The 25,198-nt window shown below is 26.7% G+C and carries 16 protein-coding genes and 1 pseudogene; 11 read left to right on the top strand and 6 right to left on the bottom strand.

Features of this window, described 5'->3' with window-relative positions; translation table 11 throughout:
- From MBCUR_RS08315 to MBCUR_RS08275, 10 genes and pseudogenes are all read left to right on the top strand, one after another.
- The coding region (locus tag MBCUR_RS08315; protein WP_281190575.1) for a transglutaminase domain-containing protein at positions 1-2,599 on the top strand (2,599 nt) is incomplete at its 5' end.
- A gap of 16 nt (positions 2,600-2,615) precedes the next feature.
- Positions 2,616-3,065: a hypothetical protein gene (locus MBCUR_RS08310; protein WP_067092452.1), complete on the top strand. Its 450-nt coding sequence runs from the start codon at positions 2,616-2,618 to the stop codon at positions 3,063-3,065.
- 637 nt (positions 3,066-3,702) lie between these two features.
- Positions 3,703-4,554, top strand: a complete 852-nt coding sequence (locus tag MBCUR_RS08305; RefSeq protein WP_067092451.1) for a transposase — start codon at positions 3,703-3,705, stop codon at positions 4,552-4,554.
- Positions 4,554-4,724, top strand: a pseudogene (locus MBCUR_RS11085) (transposase); the annotation flags it as partial. The gene MBCUR_RS08305 and the pseudogene MBCUR_RS11085, both read left to right, overlap by 1 nt.
- Positions 4,725-5,024: a hypothetical protein gene (locus MBCUR_RS10825; protein WP_245637302.1), complete on the top strand. Its 300-nt coding sequence runs from the start codon at positions 4,725-4,727 to the stop codon at positions 5,022-5,024.
- Positions 5,025-5,164: 140 nt separating this feature from the next.
- Positions 5,165-5,503, top strand: a complete 339-nt coding sequence (locus tag MBCUR_RS08295) for a heavy metal-binding domain-containing protein (protein ID WP_067092449.1) — start codon at positions 5,165-5,167, stop codon at positions 5,501-5,503.
- A gap of 213 nt (positions 5,504-5,716) precedes the next feature.
- Positions 5,717-7,108, top strand: a complete 1,392-nt coding sequence (locus MBCUR_RS08290; RefSeq protein ID WP_067092448.1) for a glutamate decarboxylase — start codon at positions 5,717-5,719, stop codon at positions 7,106-7,108.
- Positions 7,109-7,554: 446 nt separating this feature from the next.
- Complete coding sequence (locus MBCUR_RS08285) at positions 7,555-7,920, top strand: hypothetical protein (protein ID WP_067092447.1); 366 nt, start codon at positions 7,555-7,557, stop codon at positions 7,918-7,920.
- A gap of 63 nt (positions 7,921-7,983) precedes the next feature.
- Positions 7,984-9,300, top strand: coding sequence for a prephenate dehydrogenase (locus MBCUR_RS08280; RefSeq protein WP_067092446.1), 1,317 nt, complete (start codon positions 7,984-7,986; stop codon positions 9,298-9,300).
- 649 nt (positions 9,301-9,949) lie between these two features.
- Positions 9,950-12,178, top strand: coding sequence for a CDC48 family AAA ATPase (locus MBCUR_RS08275; RefSeq protein WP_067092445.1), 2,229 nt, complete (start codon positions 9,950-9,952; stop codon positions 12,176-12,178).
- A gap of 561 nt (positions 12,179-12,739) precedes the next feature.
- Here the strand turns inward: MBCUR_RS08275 and MBCUR_RS08270 are convergent.
- Positions 12,740-14,302 carry an ATP-binding protein gene (locus MBCUR_RS08270; RefSeq protein WP_067092444.1) on the bottom strand — a complete coding sequence of 521 codons (1,563 nt, stop codon included), beginning with the start codon at positions 14,300-14,302 and terminating at the stop codon, positions 12,740-12,742.
- Positions 14,303-14,674: 372 nt separating this feature from the next.
- Here MBCUR_RS08270 and MBCUR_RS08260 point away from each other — a divergent pair, with 372 nt between their 5' ends.
- Positions 14,675-15,505 (top strand): methanogenesis marker 8 protein, encoded by an 831-nt coding sequence (locus tag MBCUR_RS08260; RefSeq protein WP_067092442.1) that lies wholly within the window; start codon positions 14,675-14,677, stop codon positions 15,503-15,505.
- On the opposite strand, the gene MBCUR_RS10435 is transcribed toward MBCUR_RS08260, so the two are convergent.
- The 5 genes from MBCUR_RS10435 to MBCUR_RS08240 all read right to left on the bottom strand — a co-directional run bounded on the left by MBCUR_RS10435 (position 15,489) and on the right by MBCUR_RS08240 (position 24,718).
- Positions 15,489-15,644 carry a hypothetical protein gene (locus MBCUR_RS10435; RefSeq protein WP_157077717.1) on the bottom strand — a complete coding sequence of 52 codons (156 nt, stop codon included), beginning with the start codon at positions 15,642-15,644 and terminating at the stop codon, positions 15,489-15,491. The two genes, MBCUR_RS08260 and MBCUR_RS10435, sit on opposite strands and share 17 nt — an antisense overlap.
- A gap of 89 nt (positions 15,645-15,733) precedes the next feature.
- A complete protein-coding gene (locus tag MBCUR_RS08255; protein WP_067092441.1) occupies positions 15,734-16,645 on the bottom strand; it encodes a hypothetical protein in 912 nt (303 codons plus the stop codon).
- A gap of 21 nt (positions 16,646-16,666) precedes the next feature.
- Complete coding sequence (locus tag MBCUR_RS08250) at positions 16,667-17,419, bottom strand: hypothetical protein (RefSeq protein WP_067092440.1); 753 nt, start codon at positions 17,417-17,419, stop codon at positions 16,667-16,669.
- 29 nt (positions 17,420-17,448) lie between these two features.
- The gene (locus MBCUR_RS08245; RefSeq protein ID WP_067092439.1) at positions 17,449-22,677 is read right to left on the bottom strand and encodes a beta strand repeat-containing protein; all 5,229 of its coding nucleotides are present in this window, start codon (positions 22,675-22,677) and stop codon (positions 17,449-17,451) included.
- A gap of 259 nt (positions 22,678-22,936) precedes the next feature.
- Positions 22,937-24,718 carry a ribosome biogenesis/translation initiation ATPase RLI gene (locus MBCUR_RS08240; protein ID WP_067092438.1) on the bottom strand — a complete coding sequence of 594 codons (1,782 nt, stop codon included), beginning with the start codon at positions 24,716-24,718 and terminating at the stop codon, positions 22,937-22,939.
- Positions 24,719-25,198: the final 480 nt, after the last annotated feature.

Genomic DNA, 25,198 nt, shown 5'->3' with positions numbered 1-25,198 from the left:
TGGAGGAATCTATTCTTTAAATGATTTACAAATTAATACAGCTAATTTTTCACAAAATACTGCTACTGCATCTGGCGGAGCAATTTATGCAAATGGTCAAATAAGCATTTCTTCTAAATCTAATTTTACCTCAAATAATGCAAACAACGGTGGAGCCATATATGCTCTTAAGGATTTAAATATTTCCAACTCCATATTTAGCAAAAATAATGCCATATCCAATGGTGGAGCATTATATATCAATGGAGGAACAACTAGAATATTAAGCAACTCAAATTTTTCATCCAATAATGGAATTAACGGTGGTGCGATTTACTCTAACACTGTATTAAGTATTATTTCAGCTAATTTTAATGATAATCATGCAACTGGCAATGGTGGAGCTATTTACTCTCTTAAAAACTTACAAATTTCTTCATCTAAGTTTAATGGAAACAATGCATCCACTAATGGCGGAGGACTATATTTAAATGGCGGAATTGCAACCATTACAAGCAAATCTACATTTAATAACAATAAAGCCATTAATGGTGGTGGAATTTACACTAATTCTAATTTAACCATTAATTCTGTTGAATTTTCAAGTAATATTGTTAGTTCTAGTGGTGCTGGGATATATATTAACAGTGGCACTGTAAGTATTTTAAATAATTCTAATTTTACCAATAATAAAGCGATTAATGGTAGTGGGGTCTACAGTAATGGTAAATTAGTTGTTAGTAATGTTTTATTTTTAAATAATAATGCATCTGCTAATGGTGGAGCTATTTACAGTTTAAATGATTTAAATATTATTGCTACTAGCTTTAATAAGAATAATGCTAATTTAAACGGTGGAGCATTATATTTAAATGGTGGAGTTACAACCATTACAAGTAAATCTAATTTTAATGACAATAAAGCCACTAATGGTGGTGGAATTTACACTAATTCTAATTTAACCATTAATTTTATTGAATTTTCAAGTAATATTGCTAATTCTAATGGTGGAGCAATAGCTACTGGTTCAAATTCAACTAATTTGAAAATAAGTGGATCAACATTCAAAAACAACAAAGCTACTCAAAATGGAGGAGCAGTAGATATTTCATCAAAATTGGCTAGTATTAGTGACAATACAGTTTTTGAATCTAATAAAGCTACAAATGGAGGATCAATTTATTCATCAAAACCTTTAACTCTTAGTTCCACTACATTTAAAAATAACACAGCAACAATCAATGGAGGAGCAATATACTCAACTAACACAATAACTATCAACATTAGTATTTTTACAAATAATTCTGCTAACAATGGCAGTGCAATATACAATACAGGTAAATTAACTATAACTACTGTTAATTTTAGTAACAATTGTGCTAAAACTTATAATATTAATCTTCCTTTAATTAAAGTCCAGTACACCGATTATATTAGCATTGATTCTTATTTAATTGTTGGTGATAATGTAATTAACTCAATTTACAATAAAGGTAATGTCACTATTAATGGTGTTAAGCCTTATCAGTCTGATCGTCCATATGGGCAAAATATATCTTTAAAACTCAATGGAATGACTTATAAAGCAACAACTAATAGCAGTGGAATAGCAACATTTAAAATACCCACAATAAATAATTTTTTATTGAAAAATTATGATTCTGTCATTAACTATGTTAACACAGGTCTTTTTTCAAGTATCAATAAATCTTCTTCTATAAATATTACTAAAAAAGAAACAATTTCTACATCATCTAATAATAAAATATTATCAAAAACATTGCAACACTATAAAAATTCTTGGATAAAAATTTCAAAAATAGGCTCAAAACCAGAAGGAAAGTATAGAACTGCTATAAAACATAAATTGACTAAAATTAAAACTAATACTACATTTATAGCAACTAATTCTAATGTTAAAAATTCAACTTCAACAAAAAATAAAAAAGAAAAAAATAAACTAACAATTACTAAAACTATTATTACTGCAAGTAAATTAGGAAATATCACTACTAAAAAAACAACAATTAAAACCACTATAATAGAGAACATAACTAAATATGAAAAAATAAATATATATTTGCATTTAACAAAAGATTGTAAATATAAAGACCCCAAAATAATAGCATTAGCTAAAAAACTTACAAAAAACAAAAAATCAAACCTGGAAAAAGCAAATGCTATTCTTTATTGGGTCAATACTAATATAATTTATAAAGGAAACCAACCAAAATCTGCTTCCAAAACTCTTGCTACTAAAAAAAGTAACTGTGTGGGTATTGCCCATATAACAGTAGCTTTATTCCGTGCATCAGGCTTATCTACAAGATATCAAGCTAAATTTTACTATGATCCAAAAATGTATAAAACCCATTCTACAAATGATGGTGCCCATGTAGGTCATGTATGGGCACAAGTATATCTTAATGGTAAATGGAGAAGTGCTGATCTCTGGCCAATTGAAACTAAATCTAATTGGGATTACATAAAATTGTCGAAAAATTATGCTATAGGTTATATTTCCGCTTGGGAAAGTAATACTTTCTGGGAATGGCGTTGTAATGGAAAAACAGGAAAAAATCATAAATTCAGCTATTTGCATTTGAAAACTAGAGGATGAATTGTAGGTGATTACAATGAATAATAAAAAAATTATACTATTTATAATATTCATATTATTATTAATTAGTGGAATTGCAGTATTCAATTTTATTGAAGATGGCAATAGTAATGGAACAGTCTCAAATGATAATACAAATACAAAAAATTCTTCAACAAATAATACAAACTTGACTGAAACTGCTAATAATACTAAAATTAGTTCTAGTATTAATAATACTAATGATTATGCCAAAAATAATAAAAAATATGACAATAAAAAATATACTCATTTAACACAAAAAGAAGCTATTGAAAAAGCTAAAAATGGAGTCGATCCTTTATCCCAATTAGGCAAAAAAGCATACTATAAAAAGGGGTTTTGGAAAATTCCAATTTATGATGAAAAAACTGGAGAAAAAATGGGTTATGTTACAGTTTCTGATAAAACAGGAGATGTTGTAGGATCAGTATCACATAGCTACTAACTAAATTCATTGTGATAATCCATTATTCTTATGTCCAGAATAATAATCTAAAAGGTCAGAGAGTTAAAAATTTTTTAAAAAAAAATAAAATTTTTAAATATAGTACATCTCTTAATTTTGAGACAAAGTATTCATGAATCAGATATATAACCAGTTTTTATATAAACTAGGATTTTTTACTTCTTTGTAAAATTTGGATATGTAAAGATTTACCATGTCTTTTCTATTTTTTATAAATTTATTAAAGACATGCCTCTTAATTAAATACATTCATTCTTTATCTTATAGTTTATTGGTATTTGGGAAAAATGTAACTGTATTTATAAATTTCTCTTTTATCACATTTCTGTCAAGTTAAGAAATATTTTCTATTTTTCCTTTATTTTTCTATTTTTGCTATAATATTCTTTTTTTTATTGTTTTTTAAATTAAAATAGTTTTATATTAGTTTTTATTACTTATTTATTCTTTTTTATTAATTTAAGTGAATTATAATAGTTAAATTTAAATATAATGTATTATATATTTATTAAATATGGTGTTAATACTATTTTAATCTATATTTATATTTTTTATGTAGTTTTATTTTGTTTTTTCCTAAACTATTCAAATTTAGTTGGATGTGTGAGGTTTAAAGATGTTAAAATCATATTTAACGATATTAAAAAATTTAATAAAAAATGAAAGAGAAACTTTTGTTTTAGAAAAAAATAAATTTACTCGTAATCACAAAATGTCTTTTGAAGATGTTGTTTATTATATTCTTGGAAATAAAGGCAAAACAATAGTTTTAGAGATTGAAGACTATTTTAATGAAAAATTTGGAGATGATGAAATACCTATAAGCAAACAAGCATTGTCTGAGCGAAGATCATTTTTAGATTGGAAAATTTTTAAAAGAACCGATACAGATGCTTTAACTGATTTTTATTCCACTAAATCTGATTATTTAGAAGATTTCAAGGAATATTATGTTTTAACTATTGATGGATCACCAGTAGATTTGCCTAATGCAAAAATAACAAGAGAAGAATTTGGTGTTCAATTGAGAGCCTTAAAAGAAGCAGAAAGTCCCAAAGCAAGAATATCTACTCTTTGTGATGTTAAAAACGACTTTATAATCGACTCAACAATTTCTCCAATGTCCATTGGAGAACACACACTAGCACAGGAAAACATTGAAAAATCCAGCAAAACAATAGACTTAAAAAAAGCAATAATAATTTTCGACAGACTCTACCCATCAACCGAACTATACTTAAAACTAATAGAAAAAGAAAGCAAATTTATATTCAGATTAAAAAAAACAGACTACATACACGAAAAAAAATACATGAAAACCGATGACGAATACACAGACATCAAATTAAATGCAACAAGAACACAATCAATAAAAAACAACCAATTAAAAGAAAAAACAAAAGAAATAAAATCACTAAACCTAAGAATCGTCAATGTTAAACAGAAACAGGAGAAACTGAAACACTAATAACAAATTTACCACAAAAAATAGCATCACCAGAGGAATTAAAAGAATTATACGGCGAAAGATGGGGAATAGAAAAAAACTACAACGTTTTAAAAAACAAAATACATATAGAAAACTTCTCAGGCAAAAGACGATTAATCATAGAACAAGACTTCTACTCCCAAGTAATAATGTACAACATGCTAATATCTTCTAAAATAGAACTAAACAAAAAAATACAAAATTTAGACAAATATAAAAACTGCGAACACGAATACAAAATCAACATAAACATACTAGCAGGAAAACTAAAAATAAACCTATTCAAAATAATTTTTGCCGAAAATGAAAACGAAAGAACGAAAATCATGAACAAAATAGAATACACCATCCAAAGATGTATGCAAAAAGTTAAAAAGAAACCAAAAACAGAACGAAAACCAAAAAAACCAAAAAAAAGATACCCATACAACAATAGAAAAAATTTTTAACTAAAAAAAACAAAAAAATAAGAAATTTAAAATCAAAAAATTCTTAACTTGACAGAATTGCTTTTATCAAAACTATAAATATATAAATCATGCATAATATAAGATAATATATAAAATAATAATTTTAAAGAGGTTAAAAAATGGTTTTAGTCAATGAATTTATTTTATCAACTGCAAATGATGTCCCTGGATTTAAAATACTGGAAACTAAAGGATTTGCTTACGGATTAACTGTTAGAAGTAGAGGTATAGGTGGAAACCTTAGTGCTGGATTAAAAAGTGTTGTTGGTGGAAAAATCGGTGCTTATGTTACAATGATGGAAGAAACACGTGATGAGGCTCTTGGAAACTTAATTGCTCATGCAAAAGAAATGGGTGCAAATGCAATTATCGCTGTCCGATTTGATTCAAATGACATAGCTCAAAGTATGCAAGAAGTTTTAGCATATGGAACTGCTGTTGTTGCTGAAAAAGAATAAATTAAAAGAAATAATTAACTCTAAATTTTATTTAAAAGATTTCTTTTTATTTTTTTAAAAAATACTTGATATATTAATTATTAATAAGTTAACTATTTATATTTTAAGAAAAATTTATAAAAGTTAAATTAAATAGAAAAATAAATAAAACAATATAATCTTAAAAAAATAAGAAAAAAATAAGAAAATAAATCAAACAACAGGAGAAATAAAATGTTATCACCAAATCATAAAAAATCAGACAAATCTGAAAATACCAATATTTATGGAACCAGATATTTTTCTCAACCCATTCCTAAGTTTGAAATTCCTAAAGAAGGAATGTCTCCAAAAACAGCTTACAGATTAATCCATGATGAGCTAAATTTAGATGGAAACACCAACTTAAACCTTGCAAGCTTTGTAACCACTTGGATGGAAGAAGAGGCAGACAAATTAATAGCTGAAAACAATGGCAAAAATTTTGTAGACAATGACGAATACCCTCAAACTGGTAAAATACATGACAGAGTAATTAACATGTTAGCAAAGCTATTTAATGCCAGTAAAGAAGATAATTTTGTAGGAACAAGTACAATCGGATCATCTGAAGCTATTATGCTAGGTTTACTTGCCCATAAATGGCATTGGAGAGAAAGTAGAGAAAAAAAAGGAATTAAAAACAATCAAAATCCCAATATAGTCATTGGAGCTGATGTTCATGTTGTTTGGAAGAAATTTGCAAAATACTTCGATGTTGAGCTAAGAATGGTTCCTATGGAAAAAGATAAATACATTTTAACTGCCAAAAGTGTAAAAGAATATGTAGATGAAAACACAATAGCTGTAGGTGTTGTTTTAGGAACAACTTTTACAGGTCAAATTGATGAAATATATGAAATAAATAGTTTACTAGAAGAGGTAAAAGAAAAAAAAGGTTGGGATATTTCAATTCATGTTGATGCTGCAAGTGGAGGTTTTGTTATTCCCTTTATCGATCCTGAATTTAAATGGGACTTTAGGCTTTCACATGTAAGGTCTATAAATGTTTCAGGTCATAAATACGGTCTTGTATATCCAGGTGTTGGATGGTTGATTTTTAAAGATAAAAAATATCTAAGTGAAGACTTAATTTTTAATGTAAATTATTTAGGTGGAGAATTACCAACATTCAACTTAAACTTTTCTAAGGGAAGTAGTATGGTTTTAGCACAATATTACAACTTATTGCGCCTTGGTATTAAAGGTTACACAGACATTATGGAAAATCTAATGTTAACAGCTAAATACCTTAAAAATATGTTAAAAGAACTAGATATTTTTGATTTTTTAGATGAAGAGTTAGAACTTCCAATTATAACCATGAAATTAAAGGAAAATTATGAAAAAACCGCCAATGTATTTGAAATTTCCAACAAGCTAAGAGAGCATGGCTGGATTATCCCAGCATACACCATGCCTCCAAATATAGAAGAAATAGCTGTTTTAAGAATAGTAATAAAGGAAAATTTCTCAAGGGACATGGCTGAAATGCTAGTTAAAGACTTAAAAGAAATAGAAAAATTGTATAAAGAACATGAAACTGGCAACAAAACTAAAAAGAAAAATTTAATCAATATTTACTAATTATTCTAATTCAATTAATTAAAAGAAAAAAACCTTTAAAAATAAATTTAAATAACATCTAAGCACATTTAAATTGTATTTAACTTAATATTTAACTAATTTATTATATTTAATTAAATGAAGGTGAAAAATATTATTTAAACTAATATTCAAAACAAATAATCTTAGAATTATAAAAATATAGTTTAAAAATTTTAAAGAAATAAAAAAAAAGAATAAAAAGATAATGAATAAAAAATAAAGGAATAAAAAAAAATACAAATAACTTTATAATAAAAAATATATAAAATTATAAAATAAAAATATAAAAATTATAAAATAAAAAAATGTTTTTTAAAAAAAAAAAGTAAAAAAGTAAAAAGCCAATATTGAAAAAAATTCATTAATAACTGGAAAAACAAAATAATTGTTTATAAAAGCATTAAATAAATAATAAAGGAAAAATCATGGCAGAGTATAGTGAAACAAGTGCAATTATAATCAGTTTGATTATAGGATTTATTTTATCATTTTTGTTTGATAATGTATTTGTATTAGCATTTATTGGTTTTTTATCAACTTATATGGTTTCTAAGGAAGAAAAGAGCTATTTAGTTGGAATAATGACAGCAATGATTTTTTCAACGTTAAATTTTGCCTACGGAATGGTCATCACTCCAGATATTCCTGAAAGAATGTTAGCACAAGTACGTATGGACCAAATCAATTTAATATTAGGATTTTTAGCCACTATGGTTATTAGTGGATTTTTAGGATTCATAGGTGGATTTTTAGCCGAAAAAGCTTACATTGTTATTAATAGAAATAAATAATTTAGTAAAAATAAATAATTTAATAGAAATAAATGGCTTAATAGAAATATAATAAATGATAATATGAAAATCGCAGTACTGGGAGGAACAGATGGTTTAGGAAAAACTATTGCTAAATTCTTAAAAAAAGAAGGATTTGAATTACTCATAACTGGACAAAATACTAGCAAAGGAGAAAAAGCAGCAAAAGAATTAGGTCTCCAATTCTCTAATGATAACAAACTAACAGCTTCAAAATCAGACATAATAATAATTGCTGTTCCTATAGATAAAATAGAAAATGTTATACAAGAAATAGCTAATTTTTTAAAGCCTAATTCATTAGTAATTGATGTAGGGTCAATTAAAGAAAAGCCAGCAAAGGCAATGGTTAAATACCTGCCAAAAAATCATGAATTCATTCCAATACACCCTATATTTGGTCCACGAACTACTAGTCTTAAAGGACAAGTTATGGTTTTAACTCCTCTTAAAAAGGGAAAATGGTATTTTAAAATAATAAATTATCTTAAAAATCATCAAGTTAAAGTTATTGAAACAAGTCCAGAAGAACATGACAAAATGATGGGAATTGTGCAGGTTTTAACTCATTTTTCATACATTTCAACAGCTTATGCTTTAAAAAAACTAAAAGTAGACATTAAAAAAACAAGAGAATTTGCAAGCCCAATTTACAATTTAATGGTGGATATTATTGGGCGTATTGTTTCACAAAACCCTGAATTAACCTATTCTATTCAAAAAGACAATTTAAAAGGAAAAATAATTAGAGAATGTTTTTTAAATGCTAGTAAAGAAATTAATGAATCTTTAAACTCAGACAACAAAGAAAAATTCAAAGAAATAGCTATTTCTGCTACAAAAAATATAAATGATATTGAATCAAGTCTTGGAAGAAGTGATAAAGCTATTGATTCAATTACCAATGAATTAATAAAGTTAACAGAATCCTTAAAAAAAGAAATAGCTGTTAAGCATATTTACTCTAAAGAAATCCATTATGGTTTTTTAGAAAAAATAGATTCTGATTTCATTTTTATAAAAAACCCAAATTCAAAAGCAAAAAAATGCCAAAGATTAAAAATTTCTAATATCGAGCTTTTATCTAGCGAAGACTTTTTAAAATGGAAAAAAAACAATATTCCAACAAAAAATTATCAAATAACTGTAGTTTTCAATAAGAATTCAGACCCAGAAGTAATTAAAAACACTTTAGAAATTGTGCCTAATGTAATAAATGTTAAAATAGTAGAAATTTATAAAGGAAATCAAATAAACGAAAATCAAATAAGTATCAATTTTTCCATAACAACATTTAAAAAAAAAGATTTATACAAAGTAACAAAAATATTAAAAGGATTTGGAGGAATTATAAGATAAAAAACACAAAATTAAGTGTTAAAGTTATATTCAAAAATAAAAAAATGTAAAATTTTTTAAAAATATAAGAATAGTAAATGAATAAATGAGTAAATGAATAAAAAAGCTAAAAAAAAACTAAAAACCTAAACATTTATATAGTATAAACAACAAAATATAGTTATACTTACAAAAGTTAACTAAAAGAATTTGGAGTAAAAAAATTTAAATAAATGGATTATTTATATTTATTATCCAAAATACAAAATTAAAATGTATTTTTTTTATATAATATTATTTTTAATTAAATATTTTCAAATTTTAAAATGTTTAAAATAAACTTTGCTGAATAATTTTTCAACTTTTTATATAAAAATGTAAGTATGAATCTATATAAATTTAATTTATTATAAATTTAGTTATATAATTCTTAATAATTTTAATTAAATGTCCTGATTAAACAAATTATAATATTATTTACAATTCAATTTTCAAAATGGTATTGAAAATGATATTTTATATTAAAATTTTAACTTTATTTTTATCTAATTTATATAATTTTTATCTAATTTGTAAAAACTAAAATAATTTATAAAAACTAAAATAAAAATTAAAACTAAACTATATATAAAAATTAAATATAAAAACTAAAATTATCGGAGGATTTCTTATGGAAAAGAAAGAAAATATTGAAAAACCAACACAACTAAAAGTTGCAGAAGCCATTTCCCAAAGAGATGTAGGACGAGGAATAGCTAAAGTTGATCCTGCTGTCATGGAAAAACTTAATTTAATTGATGGAGATATTTTAGAAATTAAAGGAAATAAAACTAGTGCTATTAGAGCTTATAGATCTCAATCAGATGTAGGACTTGGAATCATACGAATTGATGGAACAAGCCGTAAAAATGCTGGAACATCAATTGGAGAAGAAATACAAGTGCATAAAGCAGAAGTTAAAGAAGCTAAAAAAGTTGTTTTTGCTCCAGTAGAACACCATATAAATATGCAAGGAGATATACGTTCTCCCTTTTTAAATAAAGTAATGGTTCAAGGAGATATTGTTGTATCTGGAATTAAAGCACCTATTATGCCACAAGGAGGTAAATTACCTCGTGGAGGATTATTTGATGATATATTCAAAGACATGATGGATTTATCTCCTATGGGAGAGTTAAAATTTGCAGCTGTTTCTACATATCCATCTGGACCTGTTGTTGTTACTCAAAATACTCAAGTTGAAGTCCAAAGTACTCCTGTTGATGTTTCTAAAATAGAAGGAATTACAAACCTTGTTGATGTAAGCTACGAAGACATTGGTGGATTAAAAGAAGAAGTTAAAAAAGTCCGTGAAATGATTGAAATTCCTCTTAAAAGACCAGAATTATTTGAAAGATTAGGAATTGCTCCTCCAAAAGGTGTTTTAATGCATGGTCCACCTGGTACAGGTAAAACATTATTGGCTAAAGCTGTTGCAAGTGAAAGTGATGCCCATTTTATTTTAATCAATGGTCCTGAAATCATGAGCAAGTATGTAGGTGGCTCTGAAGAAAACTTAAGAGAATTCTTTGAAGAAGCAGAAGAAAATGCTCCTTCCATTATTTTCATTGATGAATTAGATGCAATAGCTCCTAAAAGAGAAGATACTCCAGGAGAAGTTGAAAGAAGAACCGTTGCCCAACTTTTAACTTTAATGGATGGACTAAAATCAAGAGGACAAGTAGTTGTAATCGGTGCAACTAACAGACCAGACTCACTTGATGGTGCTTTAAGGAGACCTGGAAGATTTGACAGAGAAATTGAAATAGGTGTTCCAGATAAGGAAGAACGAAAAGAAGTTATGGAAATCCATACAAGAGGAATGCCAATAGATAAAGATGTTGATTTAGAGGAAATTTCTGAAATTACACATGGTTTTGTTGGAGCAGACCTTGAAGCCCTTTGTAAAGAAGCAGCTATGAGAGTTGTTAGAAGAGTTCTTCCAGAGATTAAAACTGATGAAGAAATTCCAAAAGAAACTCTTAAAAAATTAATTGTAAGAAAAGAAGACTTTAAAGAAGCTTTAAAAGAAATTCAACCTTCTGCACTTAGAGAAATTCTTGTTCAAATTCCAGACATTGGTTGGAATGATATTGGCGGTCTTGATGATGCTAAACAAGAGTTAAAAGAAGCTATTGAATGGCCTCTTAAACATCCTGAAACTTTTGAGAAATTTGGAGTTAAACCACCTAAAGGAACTCTACTTTTTGGTTCTCCAGGAACAGGTAAAACCTTACTTGCAAAAGCAGTAGCAAATGAAAGTGAAGCAAACTTTATCACAGTTAAAGGTCCAGAATTATTATCTAAATGGGTAGGAGAATCTGAAAAAGGTGTAAGAGAAATATTTAGAAAAGCAAGACAAACTGCACCAACAGTTATTTTCTTTGATGAAATTGATTCTATTGCAAATGCTCGTGGTGATGGTGGAGGAGACTCTGGTGTAACACAAAGAGTTGTTAACCAACTATTAACTGAAATTGATGGTATGGAAGAACTTAGAGATGTTGCAATAATCGCTGCTACAAATAGACCAGACATTATCGATCCAGGACTTATGAGACCAGGAAGATTTGACAGACACATTAAGGTAGAAAATCCTAATGAAAAAGGTCGTCTTGCAATCTTTAAAGTCCATTCAAAAGACATGCCACTTGCAAAAGATGTCAAACTTGAAAAATTAGCTAAAAACACAGATGGTTATGTTGGTGCAGATATAGAAGCTGTTTGCAGAGAAGCTGCAATGCTAACTTTAAGAGACAACCTTGAAGCAGAAGAAGTCACTATGAAATACTTCAACAAAGCTATGGAAAAGGTCAAACCTGCTTACAACAGTGAAGAAACCCTAACCCACTATAGTTAATTCTTAAAAAAATTATACAAAAAACTATTATTTAAAAACAATTCAAAGAGGATGAAATATTTCCTCTTATTTTTTTAAAAATTAGGTAATACTTTTTTAAATAATTATATTAAAAAATAGTTTGAATACTATATACATGTAAAAAGTAAAAAAATATAACTGTTAATTATCTAATAAGAAAAAACATACAGCAATTATCAGAAGAATTTCATATACAATTTATTAAACATATTAAAATGCATATACACTGTTAATACATATTTTTATAAAAAATAAATATTTAAAAATAATTATAATTAGCAAATAACTCATATTAATCAGTTAAATTTGAATTAAAATATTTTAAAAAATAATAAAATTAAATGTTTAAAAATAATTATTTTTAGTAAATAGCTGTTAATATTAATTAAAATAGAATTTTATTAAATGTTTATTTTTATAATAAACGTCATTATAACTTTATAAATCTAATTTCAACTTAATTAATTAAATTTAGAAACTTAAATTTTCGAATTGTTGCACAGCCCTTTTACAATAAAAATTTATTATTTAAATGTTTTTTCAAGGAATATCTTCTTTGATTAATTTACATCCTATTTCGCTGTCTTTAAATACAATAGCTCCTTTTATGATTTTTTTATTTTTGTATTGTCTTCCATATTCTTGTTTTTCAATTTGTTCTAATGCTTCATTTATCATGTATTCTATTGATTTTTCATTGCTTTGTTTAAACTCAATTATTATTACATAATCATTTTCTTCAATTATAATATCTGCATTTCCTTTATAACTATGTACTTCGCTGTGTACATGTATTTTTGCATTATATAACAACATAAATACTAACACATGATAATATCGTTCATTATTTCCTCTTAATTCATTTGGAATAGGTGAGAGATAGTCTCCTAATGTTTCTTTTATTTTTTCACAATTCCCATCGATTGTATATTTTAAGAGTTTATTTGCATATTCCAAGACATCAGAGATAGGTATTTTTGAGTGTTGAATTACAAGATTTTTAAATAATGCAGTTTTTACTTCATAATTTGGGATTCTTAAGTGGTATAAATTTCCAACCTCATTTGTTTCAATTTTATCTACTGTTAAGTATCCTGTTTGGAAAAGTAATACTTCGTCTTTTATATAATTTGTAGTTATATTTTCAATTTCATCATCAGAAATTATACTTGGTTCTACAATAGCTTTAATATTGTATTTATTCATAGGATAATTGACTAATACTCTTGGTGTTCCTGTATTAAACCAACTTTTAGAAAATTTACTATGCTTAAATGATAATAGTGTAGAATAAGGATTATACACACTTTCTTTACCATTCCAACTATAACCATTATAATATATTTTAATTCTCTCTAAAGTTTCCAAGTAAGTCATTTGGAATTTATCTGCTAATTTTTGAATACATGGCTGGAAATTGTCCTCTAATTCCTCTTGTGTGTAACCACAAATAGAATTAAACTCATCAACAAGGGTTAAATCATCCATAATATTTAATTTTGAAAATATGGACACATGTGCAAATTGAGATACTCCGGTTATAAAGACAAATTTAGTATAGCAATCATTTGTTTTTAAAACTTCATAGAAGCTTCCTAATTTAGATTGAATTTCTTCTAGGTTTTTATTTTGGAGATTTGAAATAATTGGCTTGTCATATTCATCAATTAGAACAACTACTTTTTTCTTAAATTTGTTATATACTTCAGTTATTAAATCTGTGAATTTTTCGCTTAATGTTTTACTATGTATTTCTATTTGAAAACTTCTAGCTATTCTATAAATTTTATCATTTACATTATCTTCTAATTCATTCACAGTATCATAAGTTCCTCCAGCTAAATCTAGATGTATTACTGGGTATTTGTCTTCCCAATCCCATTTATCGTAAATATATAGTCCTTCAAATAATTTCTTATTTCCTTCAAATAGCTCTTTTAAAGTACTGATAAGTAAAGATTTTCCAAACCTTCTTGGTCTTGATAAAAAGTAAGGTTTTCCTTTTGTAGCTATTTTATGGAGATATTTAGTCTTGTCTATGTATTTATATCCATCTTCTCTTATTTCACTAAATGTTTGTATTCCAACTGGTAATTTTTCCATGTTTTCCACCAATTCTATTTATATAACTATTTTGTTTTTGATTATTTATATATTTAATGGGTTTTCCAATAAAATAGGTGAGCATTTCTCACTCATCAACTTAAGAAAAGACACTAAATTTTATATTGAAAATTTTAATCGAAGTATAAAATATAAAAAAATATTTCTAAGTTTAATAGCAATTATATTAAAAAATTGTTTAGACAAAGTTGCTTTAAAATAGAAATTTATAAATTTAATATTTAACAAACTTAGTAATGGTATTAATATAATTAAAAAAGTAAAATTAAAAAATAAATTTAAAATAAAAGTAATAAAAATTAAAAAAAATGAAGATAAATAAAAAAACTACAAAATAAAAGAGGCAAAATAATGGATGAACACATAATTGAAGCAATGGGTAAAGCCAAAGTGATAATAAGAGATGGAAAAGTAGTTGAAGTAGGAGAGCCTCAAATAGAATACTGTCCCTTATTTCACAAGTACAGAGGAATTGAAGAAATCACAAAAGAAACCATTAAAGAAAATATGGAATTTAGAATAAATAGTTTTGGAATGTGTACTCCAAGTAGAGAAGTAGAAATAGCTGATTTATTATCTTTTGGTGTTTCTGAAACACTTTCAACACTTTTAAAAGAAGAAATTATTGACTGTGTAGTTATGGTTTGTGATGGCTGTGGAACTGTCCTTGTAAAAGAGCCAGAAAAAGCTCAAGGAATTGGTGGTAGAGTTTCAGGTTATGTAAAAACAAGCCCAATTCCAGAGATCATTGAAAATGTTGGAAAAGAAAATGTATTAAATCCTAAAACCGCTGAAATAAACCAAATAGCTGGATTAAGCTTAGCCATTAAAAAAGGATATAAAAGTATAGCTGTTACAATAGCTTCAGCTGAAGATGGGAAAAAGCTTAGAGAAATTGAAAAAGAAAATAAGGATATTGAAGTATACATTTTCTCAGTTCACTCATCTGGAATCAACAACACAGAAGCAGAAGATCTTTCAAAATACTGTGATGTATCTACAGGTTGTGCATCAAAGTGTATGAGAGATAAAGGAGAAAATAATGCTATTTTTAAAGTTGGAGAATCCATTCCTATTTTTGCATTTACAGAAAATGGAAAATTCTTCCTTGAAAAAAGATTAGAAAAAATAGGAAAAAAAGAAAAGAAAAAAGACCCTAAAATACCTAAGCCATTAATTTAAGGATTTTTTTATGTTCTTTATTCATCCGAAGACCTTTCAAAAGAGTTAAAAGCTCATCAGTTCTTTCAACATCTTTAAATTCGTCAAATATTCTCAAATCTAATTCTATAATTGTATCCCAATCATCAAACAATCCCATAATAAACACCTACATATTATTTATATTAATAATAATTGAAAATATTAAGAAGGAATTAATTTATCCTCGAATTAATCTAATTACTAATCTTAACTATTAATTTTAATGCTATTTTTAACTAGATTAAATGGTTCATTTATTTCATCTAAATTCAAGCAATTAAAGGCAAAAATATAAGATTTATCATTGGATTGAAAGATTAAAGTTCTTGAATAATGTTTTTTATCCTGGTTGAGCTTAAAAGTAATATCATAAGCTTTAATACCATCAACAATGGTTTCATTCTTAGATACTAATGTAACATTGTCCTTTTTAGAATCTAACATATATTCGCCTATTATATAATCAAGTGAATATCCTTCACTGTTGAAAGTATTCATATTCAGTGCAATTCCATCTCCTTCAAGAACTAAGTAGATTTCAGAGTCATTTGCACGAACCCAATTACCAGGATATTTAAAAGAAATATTAGAATCATTAAAAACATTAGGGTTATCCACATCACTATCAGCAAACATTCCCACAACAACCAAACCAGCGAAAACCACAATAACAAGGATAACAACACCAATAGCTAATTTAACCCCAGTGCCTATACCAGATTTTCCTTTAACATCATTATCTAAAGTATTTTCGTATTTTTCTCCTTTTTCAACAATATCATTATAGTTATAATCAGAATTAAGATTTTCCTCATTATCAAAAGGATATTTTGGTTTTTCAACAGTTTTCTCAATCATATCATAATGAACATCATTTGCATCCTCGGAAACAATATCATGCCCACTAGAATCAGCATCATTCTTTTCTTTATTAAAATTAGCTATTGTTCTATAAGTAAATCCAGATATACCAAAAATTAACACCATCACAATAATCCGAACAATAAAATTATCTCCAATGTCCTCAAGATTAAAAGTAACTAAAACAAAACCCAAAACCATAATCAAAAATATAAAGACAAATACAGCACAAATAAACCCAATAATTTCCTTAATCACTTAAAACCACTCCATATAAAATTATTTATCATCATTTACCAAAATCAAAGATCTAAGATCAGTCATAAAAATTTTAAAAGTAGTTAAATAAGCAACAACAACATCATCACAAGTAATGACCTCACGACCATTCTTTAAGGCATTACAACCCATTATATAAATGCTTCCATGAAGCATTGTTCTACTAAAAATAGAAGGAAGTGAAAATTCCGCGGAAATTGAAGTATCTATGTTATATATGTCATCCATAAGTTTAGTTGTTCTTTTATTTTCAAATTTAATTTTTTTTAGTTTTTTGAAAAATTCTATATTATATTCAGGGACTTTTTCATCTTTTTCAAAATCTTCTACAAAAAAAGTTACTCTTTCACCTATATCTCCAAATATGATAGCTTTATTTTCATCAACTGTTAAACGATGCCCAGAGCTATAAACATAGCTAGTACTAATATTAGCATACATACCCATTAATTCTGAGAAATTAATGGTCCTTGTCAAAGGTGGAAGATAAAAAGGAAGGTAATCTCTCCCCAAACCTTTTTTAACTATTTTAAATTTGGGAGTTTTATTAAAATCTATTGCTAAATTGTTATCAGAAGCAAGCAAACTTTTCTTACCTAAATGATCAATATTAGCTAAGTCTTTATAAAATTTATTTTTCCTAAATCCTTTCATTAAAGTTATTATCTGCTCTATTCTATTTACATCATGATATTTATCTAAATTAGAAATATCTTCATCAAAAATATCATCCCAAGTATCAAATAAACCCATATAAATCACCTATTAAATTAAATCATATACTATTTTTTAAGTATTGCATTTTTTATCCAATTACCTGTATTTTTCATCCAGTTAACTGTATTTTTTCCAGCTCCTTTTAAATATCCTAAAGGATTATTAATTAATTTTTTAATTTCTTTTTTACCTGCATTATACAAACTTACAACATTCTTTTTTGCATTATTATAATTTTCATTTAAGGAACTAATGGTTGTCATTTCGAGGAATTTATCATATGAATTAGATAAAGTTTTTTTAGTTGAAACTAAAAATTTGCCTATAGGAGTTTTTAGAATTCGTTGCACAGCAGCTAAATTTTTAAATTTTTCAACAACACCAGATTTACCAAAAATATACTTACCAGCTACAGCAAATAATTTGTTTGGGTTAGCTATTAACTCAAACCCATCTAAAATAGCATCTTTATATTTTTTAATAGAATCAATCGCATCAGTCATAGCTTTTACAATTTTAGAATTTTTTAGAGATTTAAATAACTTAGATACCTTAGGTATTAATTTTGCTAGTTTTGGGCTTAATTTTAATAATCCTTTACCTGCACGGGTTGCTAGTGCTCCACCAGGTATGAAACTGACTACTGCAAAAACTATGGTTAGTGGAGTAATATTTCCACCGTCTGTTCCTAAGAAAAAATCTAATCCTGATTGTAAATATTTCCCTCCAGGTAACTTGCCAATTTCTTTAAAATAAGGTATTTTCGCACCTTTGATAGGAGTATTCATCCATTTCCAAACATCAAAACCACTTTTACTGCCTTTTTTACTATTTAATTGATTAGCAGATTCTGCTAATATGACTTCTGATTCTTTTACAATGGCAGTTCCCATGTATTTTGAAAATTTCTTATTATCAGAGCTATAGCCCTTTTTATCATAAAGCATGAAATAATTTTTAAATAATAGTTGAGAATCAATTTGAGATTTTAATGAATAAATACCTAATTTACTAATATTAAAATTGGTAATTTCACCTTTATTTTTTGAAACATTAAGGTTTTTAGTAAATATTTTATTATCCCCGTTATAAAATGAGGATTTTAAATTTAAAGAGAGAATACTTAATTTTAATTTTTTGTTCTTATTATCTTTAAAAATAACATAGAATGATTGTTTCTTTTTTAAGCTTATGGTTTCAGGAGCAATTAATTTAGCAATAACATATTTATTAATCTTAGCATTTTTTACTTTGTATATTTCGTTTTTTCCCCACCAGTTAAATTCTGCTTTGACTGATCCTTTTTTTAGATATAAATTGTATTTTTTATTAACAATATTATTATAACCATATAAATTATTTTTCCCTATTTTATTATATATTCCAATATTATTGGATCTTATAGTGTTTTGTATGAATTTGTTGTTAGAGCCATTAATTAAGATGCCTGTGTTGTTGTTTGAGTTAATGGTTGTTTTGTTAATTTGGTTGTTATTTCCTTTGATTACAAGTCCGTGGATTTTGTTTTTGTAAGTTTTGCTTTTAAATAGTTTATTGTTATTTCCAATTATGGTTAGTCCTGATTTAGGGCTATTGTAAGTAGTTAAATTGTAAATTAAATTATTATTTCCTTGAATAACTACTTGAGTGTTTTTATTATCTTTTAGAATCATGTAAGCTATTTTATTGCCTTTACCTATTGTATATAGTCCATGATGTCCGTTGTTGTGGATTTTGTTGTGTGTGTAGTTGTTATGGTTTCCTTTGAAGTGAATTGCAGAGTTTTTTGTTTTTTTAGAGTTGTTGGTAATGGAGTTATTTTTAAATAGGTTATTGTTTCCTTCTCCTTTGATTCCGTTTTTAAGGTTGTTGTTTATGTTATTGTTTAAGATTTTTGATTTGTTAGCTTTTATGTAAAGTCCTTGGGCTTTGTTGTTTTTAATTGTGTTGTTGGAGATTTTATTATAATTTCCTTTTATAGCAATTCCTGTTTTGTTGTTGTGATGAACATAGTTATATGAAACATTCCCATTGTTTCCATTTAGATAAATGCCATTGTTTTTACTGTTAGAAATATTATTGTATTTTATTATTGCTTTATTTCCATCTACAATTAGCTGGTTATTATTATTAGATAAAATATTATAGGTTATTTGGGAATTGTCACCAGATAAATGTATCCCTTGTAGATTATTATTTTTAATTGTGTTGTATCTTAATTTAGCATAGTTGCCTTTAATGAGAATTACATAATCATTAGATTTAATAGCAAGGTTATTATAAATTAAATTTCTTTCAATTGTAGCATAATTACCTATAATTTTTAATGTATTGCCTTTATTACCTGAAATATTATTGTTAAGGATGTTTACACGGTTTCCAGTTAAAATAGCTCCTTCAAAATTGTTATTTCTTAGGTTATTGTTTTTAAATTCAGTGTCATCGCCAACAATCTCAGTTCCCTTTTTATTATTGGTGAAGTTATTGTTGGAGATTTTATTATTGTTCCCTTTAGCATAAAATCCAATTTCACTATTATTTTGGAAAACATTATTATTTATAATTCCATCTTTAAGATTAGGACTATAAGCACCATTTCCACTATTGCTAACAAATTTATTTCCAGAAACAATAGTTCCATTACCTGTTAATTCTAATCCTCCTCCAATATTGCTATTAAAATTGTTATTTTGAATTAAAATTACATTTTTTAAATGTACAATAGAATTTCCACTGTTAACTTTGTTATTTAGAAAATTAGAGGAAGTTATATATGATTTTGATTCAAGATAAAGAGCACCGCCATTAGTTGCACTATTACCATTGAAATAAGAATTAGATATGTTGATTGAATCCTGGTTATTAGAATAAATCGCTCCACCATTATCTGATGCATTATTATTTAAAAATAAAACATTATGAACAGCTAATTTACCATTACTGTAGACACCACTACCATTAATTGCTTTATTGTTGGTGAAATTAGAATTATTTAAAATGTTTACAGTACCACTACTAATATATAACCCAGCACCATTAGAACTAACAACATTACTTGAAAATCCAATAGAACTAACGGTTAAATTAGAATTAGTGTAAATCCCACCACCATTAACGGCTTTATTCTTATTAAAAACAGATTTACCAGCAATGGTTGTAATTCCACCATTTAAATATAATGCTCCACCACTAACTGATGCATTGTTTCCATTAAACTCAGATGAAGAAATTTGTAAATTTTTAAGAGAATAAATAGCTCCACCGCTACCAGTTGCAAGATTATCATTAAAATTAGCTGAAACAATACTTAATACAGCATTAGAATAAACCGCACCACCGTTAACACCACTGTTAGATGAAAAATTTGAATTACTTAATATTCTAGTTGTTCCTCCATTGGCGCACAATGTTCCACCATTGGATACGGCATTATTTTTACTAAATAGGGAATTAGAAATATTTAAATCATTTAAGCTGAAGATAGCTCCACCATTAGCAGATGCATTATTATTTAAAAATAAAACATTATTAACAACTAATTTACCATTACTGTAGACACCACTACCATTAACAGCTTTATTATTAGTGAAATTAGAATTATTTAAAATATTTACAGTACCACCATTAATATATAGCCCAGCACCATTAGAACTAACAACATTACTTGAAAATCCAATAGAACTAACGGTTAAATTAGAATTAGTGTAAATCCCACCACCATTAATAGCTTTATTGTTATTAAAATTAGATTTACTGGTAATGGTTGTAGTTCCGCCATTTAAATATAATGCTCCACCACTAACTGATGCATTGTTTCCATTAAACTTAGATGAAGAAATTTGTAAGTTTTTAAGAGAATAAATAGCTCCACCACTGCCAGTTGCAAGATTGTCATTAAAATTAGCTGAAACAATACTTAATACACCATTAGAATAAATCGCACCACCATTAACTCCACTATTGGATGAAAAGTTTGAGTTGCTTAATATTCTAGTTGTTCCTCCATTGACATACAATGCTCCACCATTGGATATGGCATTGTTTTTGCTAAATATGGAGTTTGAAATGTTTAAATTCTTAAGAGTGTATATGGCTCCACCATTTTTTGCATTATTTAAGGTGAAATTAGATTTAGAAGAAATACTTATTTGACCATTTGTGTAAATTGCTCCACCAGAGGTGGTAGCAGTGTTTTGTGAGAAATTAACTGCATTAATTTGTAAATTACTTAAAGAGTATATTCCCCCTCCATCCATAGCAGAATTATTTTTAAATATGGAATCATTTAGGTATTTGATTGGAATTCGGGTATAAATTGCTCCACCCATGTCTGTGGCTTTATTTGAGTCAAAGGTTAAGTTTTTTAAGATGATTATTTTGTTGTCATTGGTGGTTCGGTTGTATATTCCTATTGCTCCACCGTTGTTTGCTTTGTTAGAGGTGAAGTTAGAGTTTAATATTGTGGCTGATCCGTTTAATATGAATATTGTTCCTACATTGCTTGCATTGTTTTGATTAAATATGGAGTTGCTAATAGTTGCTTCAGAGTCAGAGATTCTGATTGCTCCACCCATATTTGCACTGTTATTGATAAATTTGCAGTTGATAATTTTATTTCCTATTCCATTGACTATAGAAATAGCTCCTCCGTCATTTATGGCGAAATTGTTAGTAAATGCTGAGTCTGTGATTGTTAAGTTTGTTGTAGCAGATCTTATTACTCCCCCTTGAATAAAATTGTCTGTGCCTGCTTGTATTCCTTTATTATTGTTGAAAATGGAATTTTTTATCATGGAGTTATATCCTAGAGGACCTATTAAAATAGCTGCTCCACTTTCTCCAATGTTGTTTGAAAAAGTGCAGTTGTCAACAGTTATTTTAGAATAAGTTAGAATGGCTGTTCCAGTAGAACCGTGTCCATTGCCATTAATAAAGTTAATATATTTAAATGTGATGTTTGTTGCATTAATCAAGAAAATTCTGCTGATATTTTCTCCAGATACTGTTGCAGGATTATTAGGAGAAGCACCAATAAAAGTTAAATTTTCCGTAGTTACTCTAATTCCCGAACCATTACTTTTAAAAGTATTTGAACCTAATTGAATAACATCTCCAGAACTAGCAACACTAATAGCATTATTTATATCATCAAAAGAATCTCCACCAACAGGAATATTACTTGCTGAAGCTACAGAAAAAGAAAGGAAAAGCAGGAACAGTAAAATTAAAAGAAAAACTCCAGCTTTCATCCATTCATATATAAGTTTTCTTGTATTAAACTTAATTAAAGCCATTTAAACCACATATATAGCATTTAAAAAAAAAATAGCTGAGAAAAAAATAAAAAAATATAATCAATTAAAGCAAAAGGAATGAAACTAAAAAAGTCATTCGTAGCTGTTAAAATAGTTTCTTCATTGTGATATAAATAGGTTCTTAATAAAAATCAAATAGAAAAATATATACAAATAAAAAAACAGATTTCTTTAATGCTAAATAATTAAAACTCTTGTAAAATTTTAAATAAATCTACAAAAGTTAAAATAAAGCAATTCAATTGTCTTTCAAGTAATAATATTGATTACTTGCTTTCTGTTCACGATCTAAATAGCTATCAAATTTATTAACCCTTGGACGTTTAGTTTCTTTGTCTCTTCTAAAGGTAATCTTTAAATCTTTTAAGAATTTATTCATAGCTGTTTCTAAGTCTGTTGGTTTTGTAGCATGCCCTTCTAAACCAGGTTCACCATAAAAAACCATTGCTCTATCTGAAATATAATCAATAAATACTATATCGTGATCAATAATTAAAGCTGCTGCATTTCTGCTTTCAACTATCTTTCTAATTGTTCTACCTGCAATCAACCTTTGTTCAACATCTAAAAATGCAGTTGGTTCATCAAAAACATATAAATCAGCATCACTAGATAAAGTAACAGCTACAAACAATCTTTGAAGTTCTCCACCACTTAAATCTTTAAGATCTTTATCCAATAACTCTTCAAGAGAGAATGGCTTTAAAATCTCACTTTTAAATATATTAGACCCATAACTTGGAGCATAAGTATATAAAAAGTCCTGAACACTTCCTTCAAAATCATTATCAAGATATTGTCCTTTGTAAGCTATTTCAACCTTTTCATCAACTTTTCCAATGTCTGCCTTTTCTTTTTCAGCCAATATTTTAGCAAAAGTTGTTTTTCCAATACCATTTGAACCAAATGCAGTTACAATTTCATCATGATAGATTTTTCCACCTTCACATTTAAGTGAAAACCCTTTAAAATCCTTTTCAATATCTGTGTATGAAGATAAAGTTTCTCCTTCAGCTTCGGCAGTTGGAGGGCGAATAGAAAATTCAATTGGATTTTTACGAATTCTAACATTTTCTTCCTTTAAAAATCCATTTATGTAAGCATTGATTCCAACTCTAACTCCTTTCATTCCAGATACAACTCCATATCCTCCTGCTTCACCATATAAAACATGGACATAATCAGACATTGCATCTAATGACGCTAAATCGTGCTCAATAACCACTACAGACTTTCCAGATTCTGCTAAGTCTCTTATGACTTTAACTGCATTAAGTCTTTGAGAAACATCTAACCAAGAAGTAGGTTCATCAAAGTAATAAAAATCGGCATCACGTAAACATGCAGCTGCAATAGCTACTCTTTGAAGTTCTCCACCACTTAAATTTTTTATTTCTCTCTCTAAGACATTTTTTAGGCTTAAATCATTGATAATTTCATCAAAATTACCTATCTCATCAAGACCACTTAACAAGTTGTTTACATTGCCTTTTACAAACTTAGGAAGCTGATCCACCATTTGTGATTTATGTACTGTTTTTATATCATTGTTAGATAAGTTTTTAAAATATTGTTGAAGTTCAGAACCTTTAAAATGTTTAATAATTTCATCCCAATTCTTAGTTTCTTCATCAAAATTGCCTAAATTAGGAATAAGCTCTCCAGATAAGATACGAAGAATTGTTGATTTACCAATTCCATTGGGTCCAAGGATTCCAGTAACAGCCCCTTCACGAATAGTTGGAAGTGAAAATAATTCAAAGCTATTTTGACCATAACGATGAACAGGATTATCCAATGCCTCAGGCAAATTTATAACACTAATAGCTCCAAAAGGACATCTGTTTGTACAAATTCCACATCCAGAGCATAAATCTTCAGATATTAAAGGTTTTTTATTTTTTTCATCAATGATAATAGTATCCTCTTCCATTCGAACTCCAGGACAATATTCAATACAAGTATAATTGCATTTCTTTGGTTGACACCTATCTTGATTTAATATAGAAATTCTACTCAATTTTTCACCTAAAAATAAAAAGAATAAGATTAAAAAATAAAAATTAAGATAAAAATAAAAAAAAATATTAAAATAAAAAAATATCAAATAAATTTAATTTTAATAGAAATATTTAAAAAATTATTATTTAAATAATTATAGTCCAGAAAATAAAGTTTATAAGTAATAATTTTTTTTAAAAATTCCTATATTCATCTATTAATTAAATTAAATATATTCATTTATTAATTAAATTAAATAATTATAATAAATATTTTTTTATATAACAAAATTATAAATGATTATTTTAAAAATTAGATCTAATATAAATTTATTTTTTAAAATAAATAAATATTTCAACAAACCATTAATTCGAAATTTTCTTTCAGGATCATAATATTTGAAAAATTATTATTTAAATAATTAATATTTGAAAAAATAATTTTAAAAAATTATTTAATATTATCATATAATTTAGATATTTAAATATAATCTAGAATA

The organism is Methanobrevibacter curvatus, from assembly GCF_001639295.1.
Classification (GTDB): domain Archaea; phylum Methanobacteriota; class Methanobacteria; order Methanobacteriales; family Methanobacteriaceae; genus Methanoflexus; species Methanoflexus curvatus.
The sequence above is the reverse complement of the archived record's forward strand: the minus strand, read 5'-3'. Positions and strand labels throughout refer to the sequence as shown.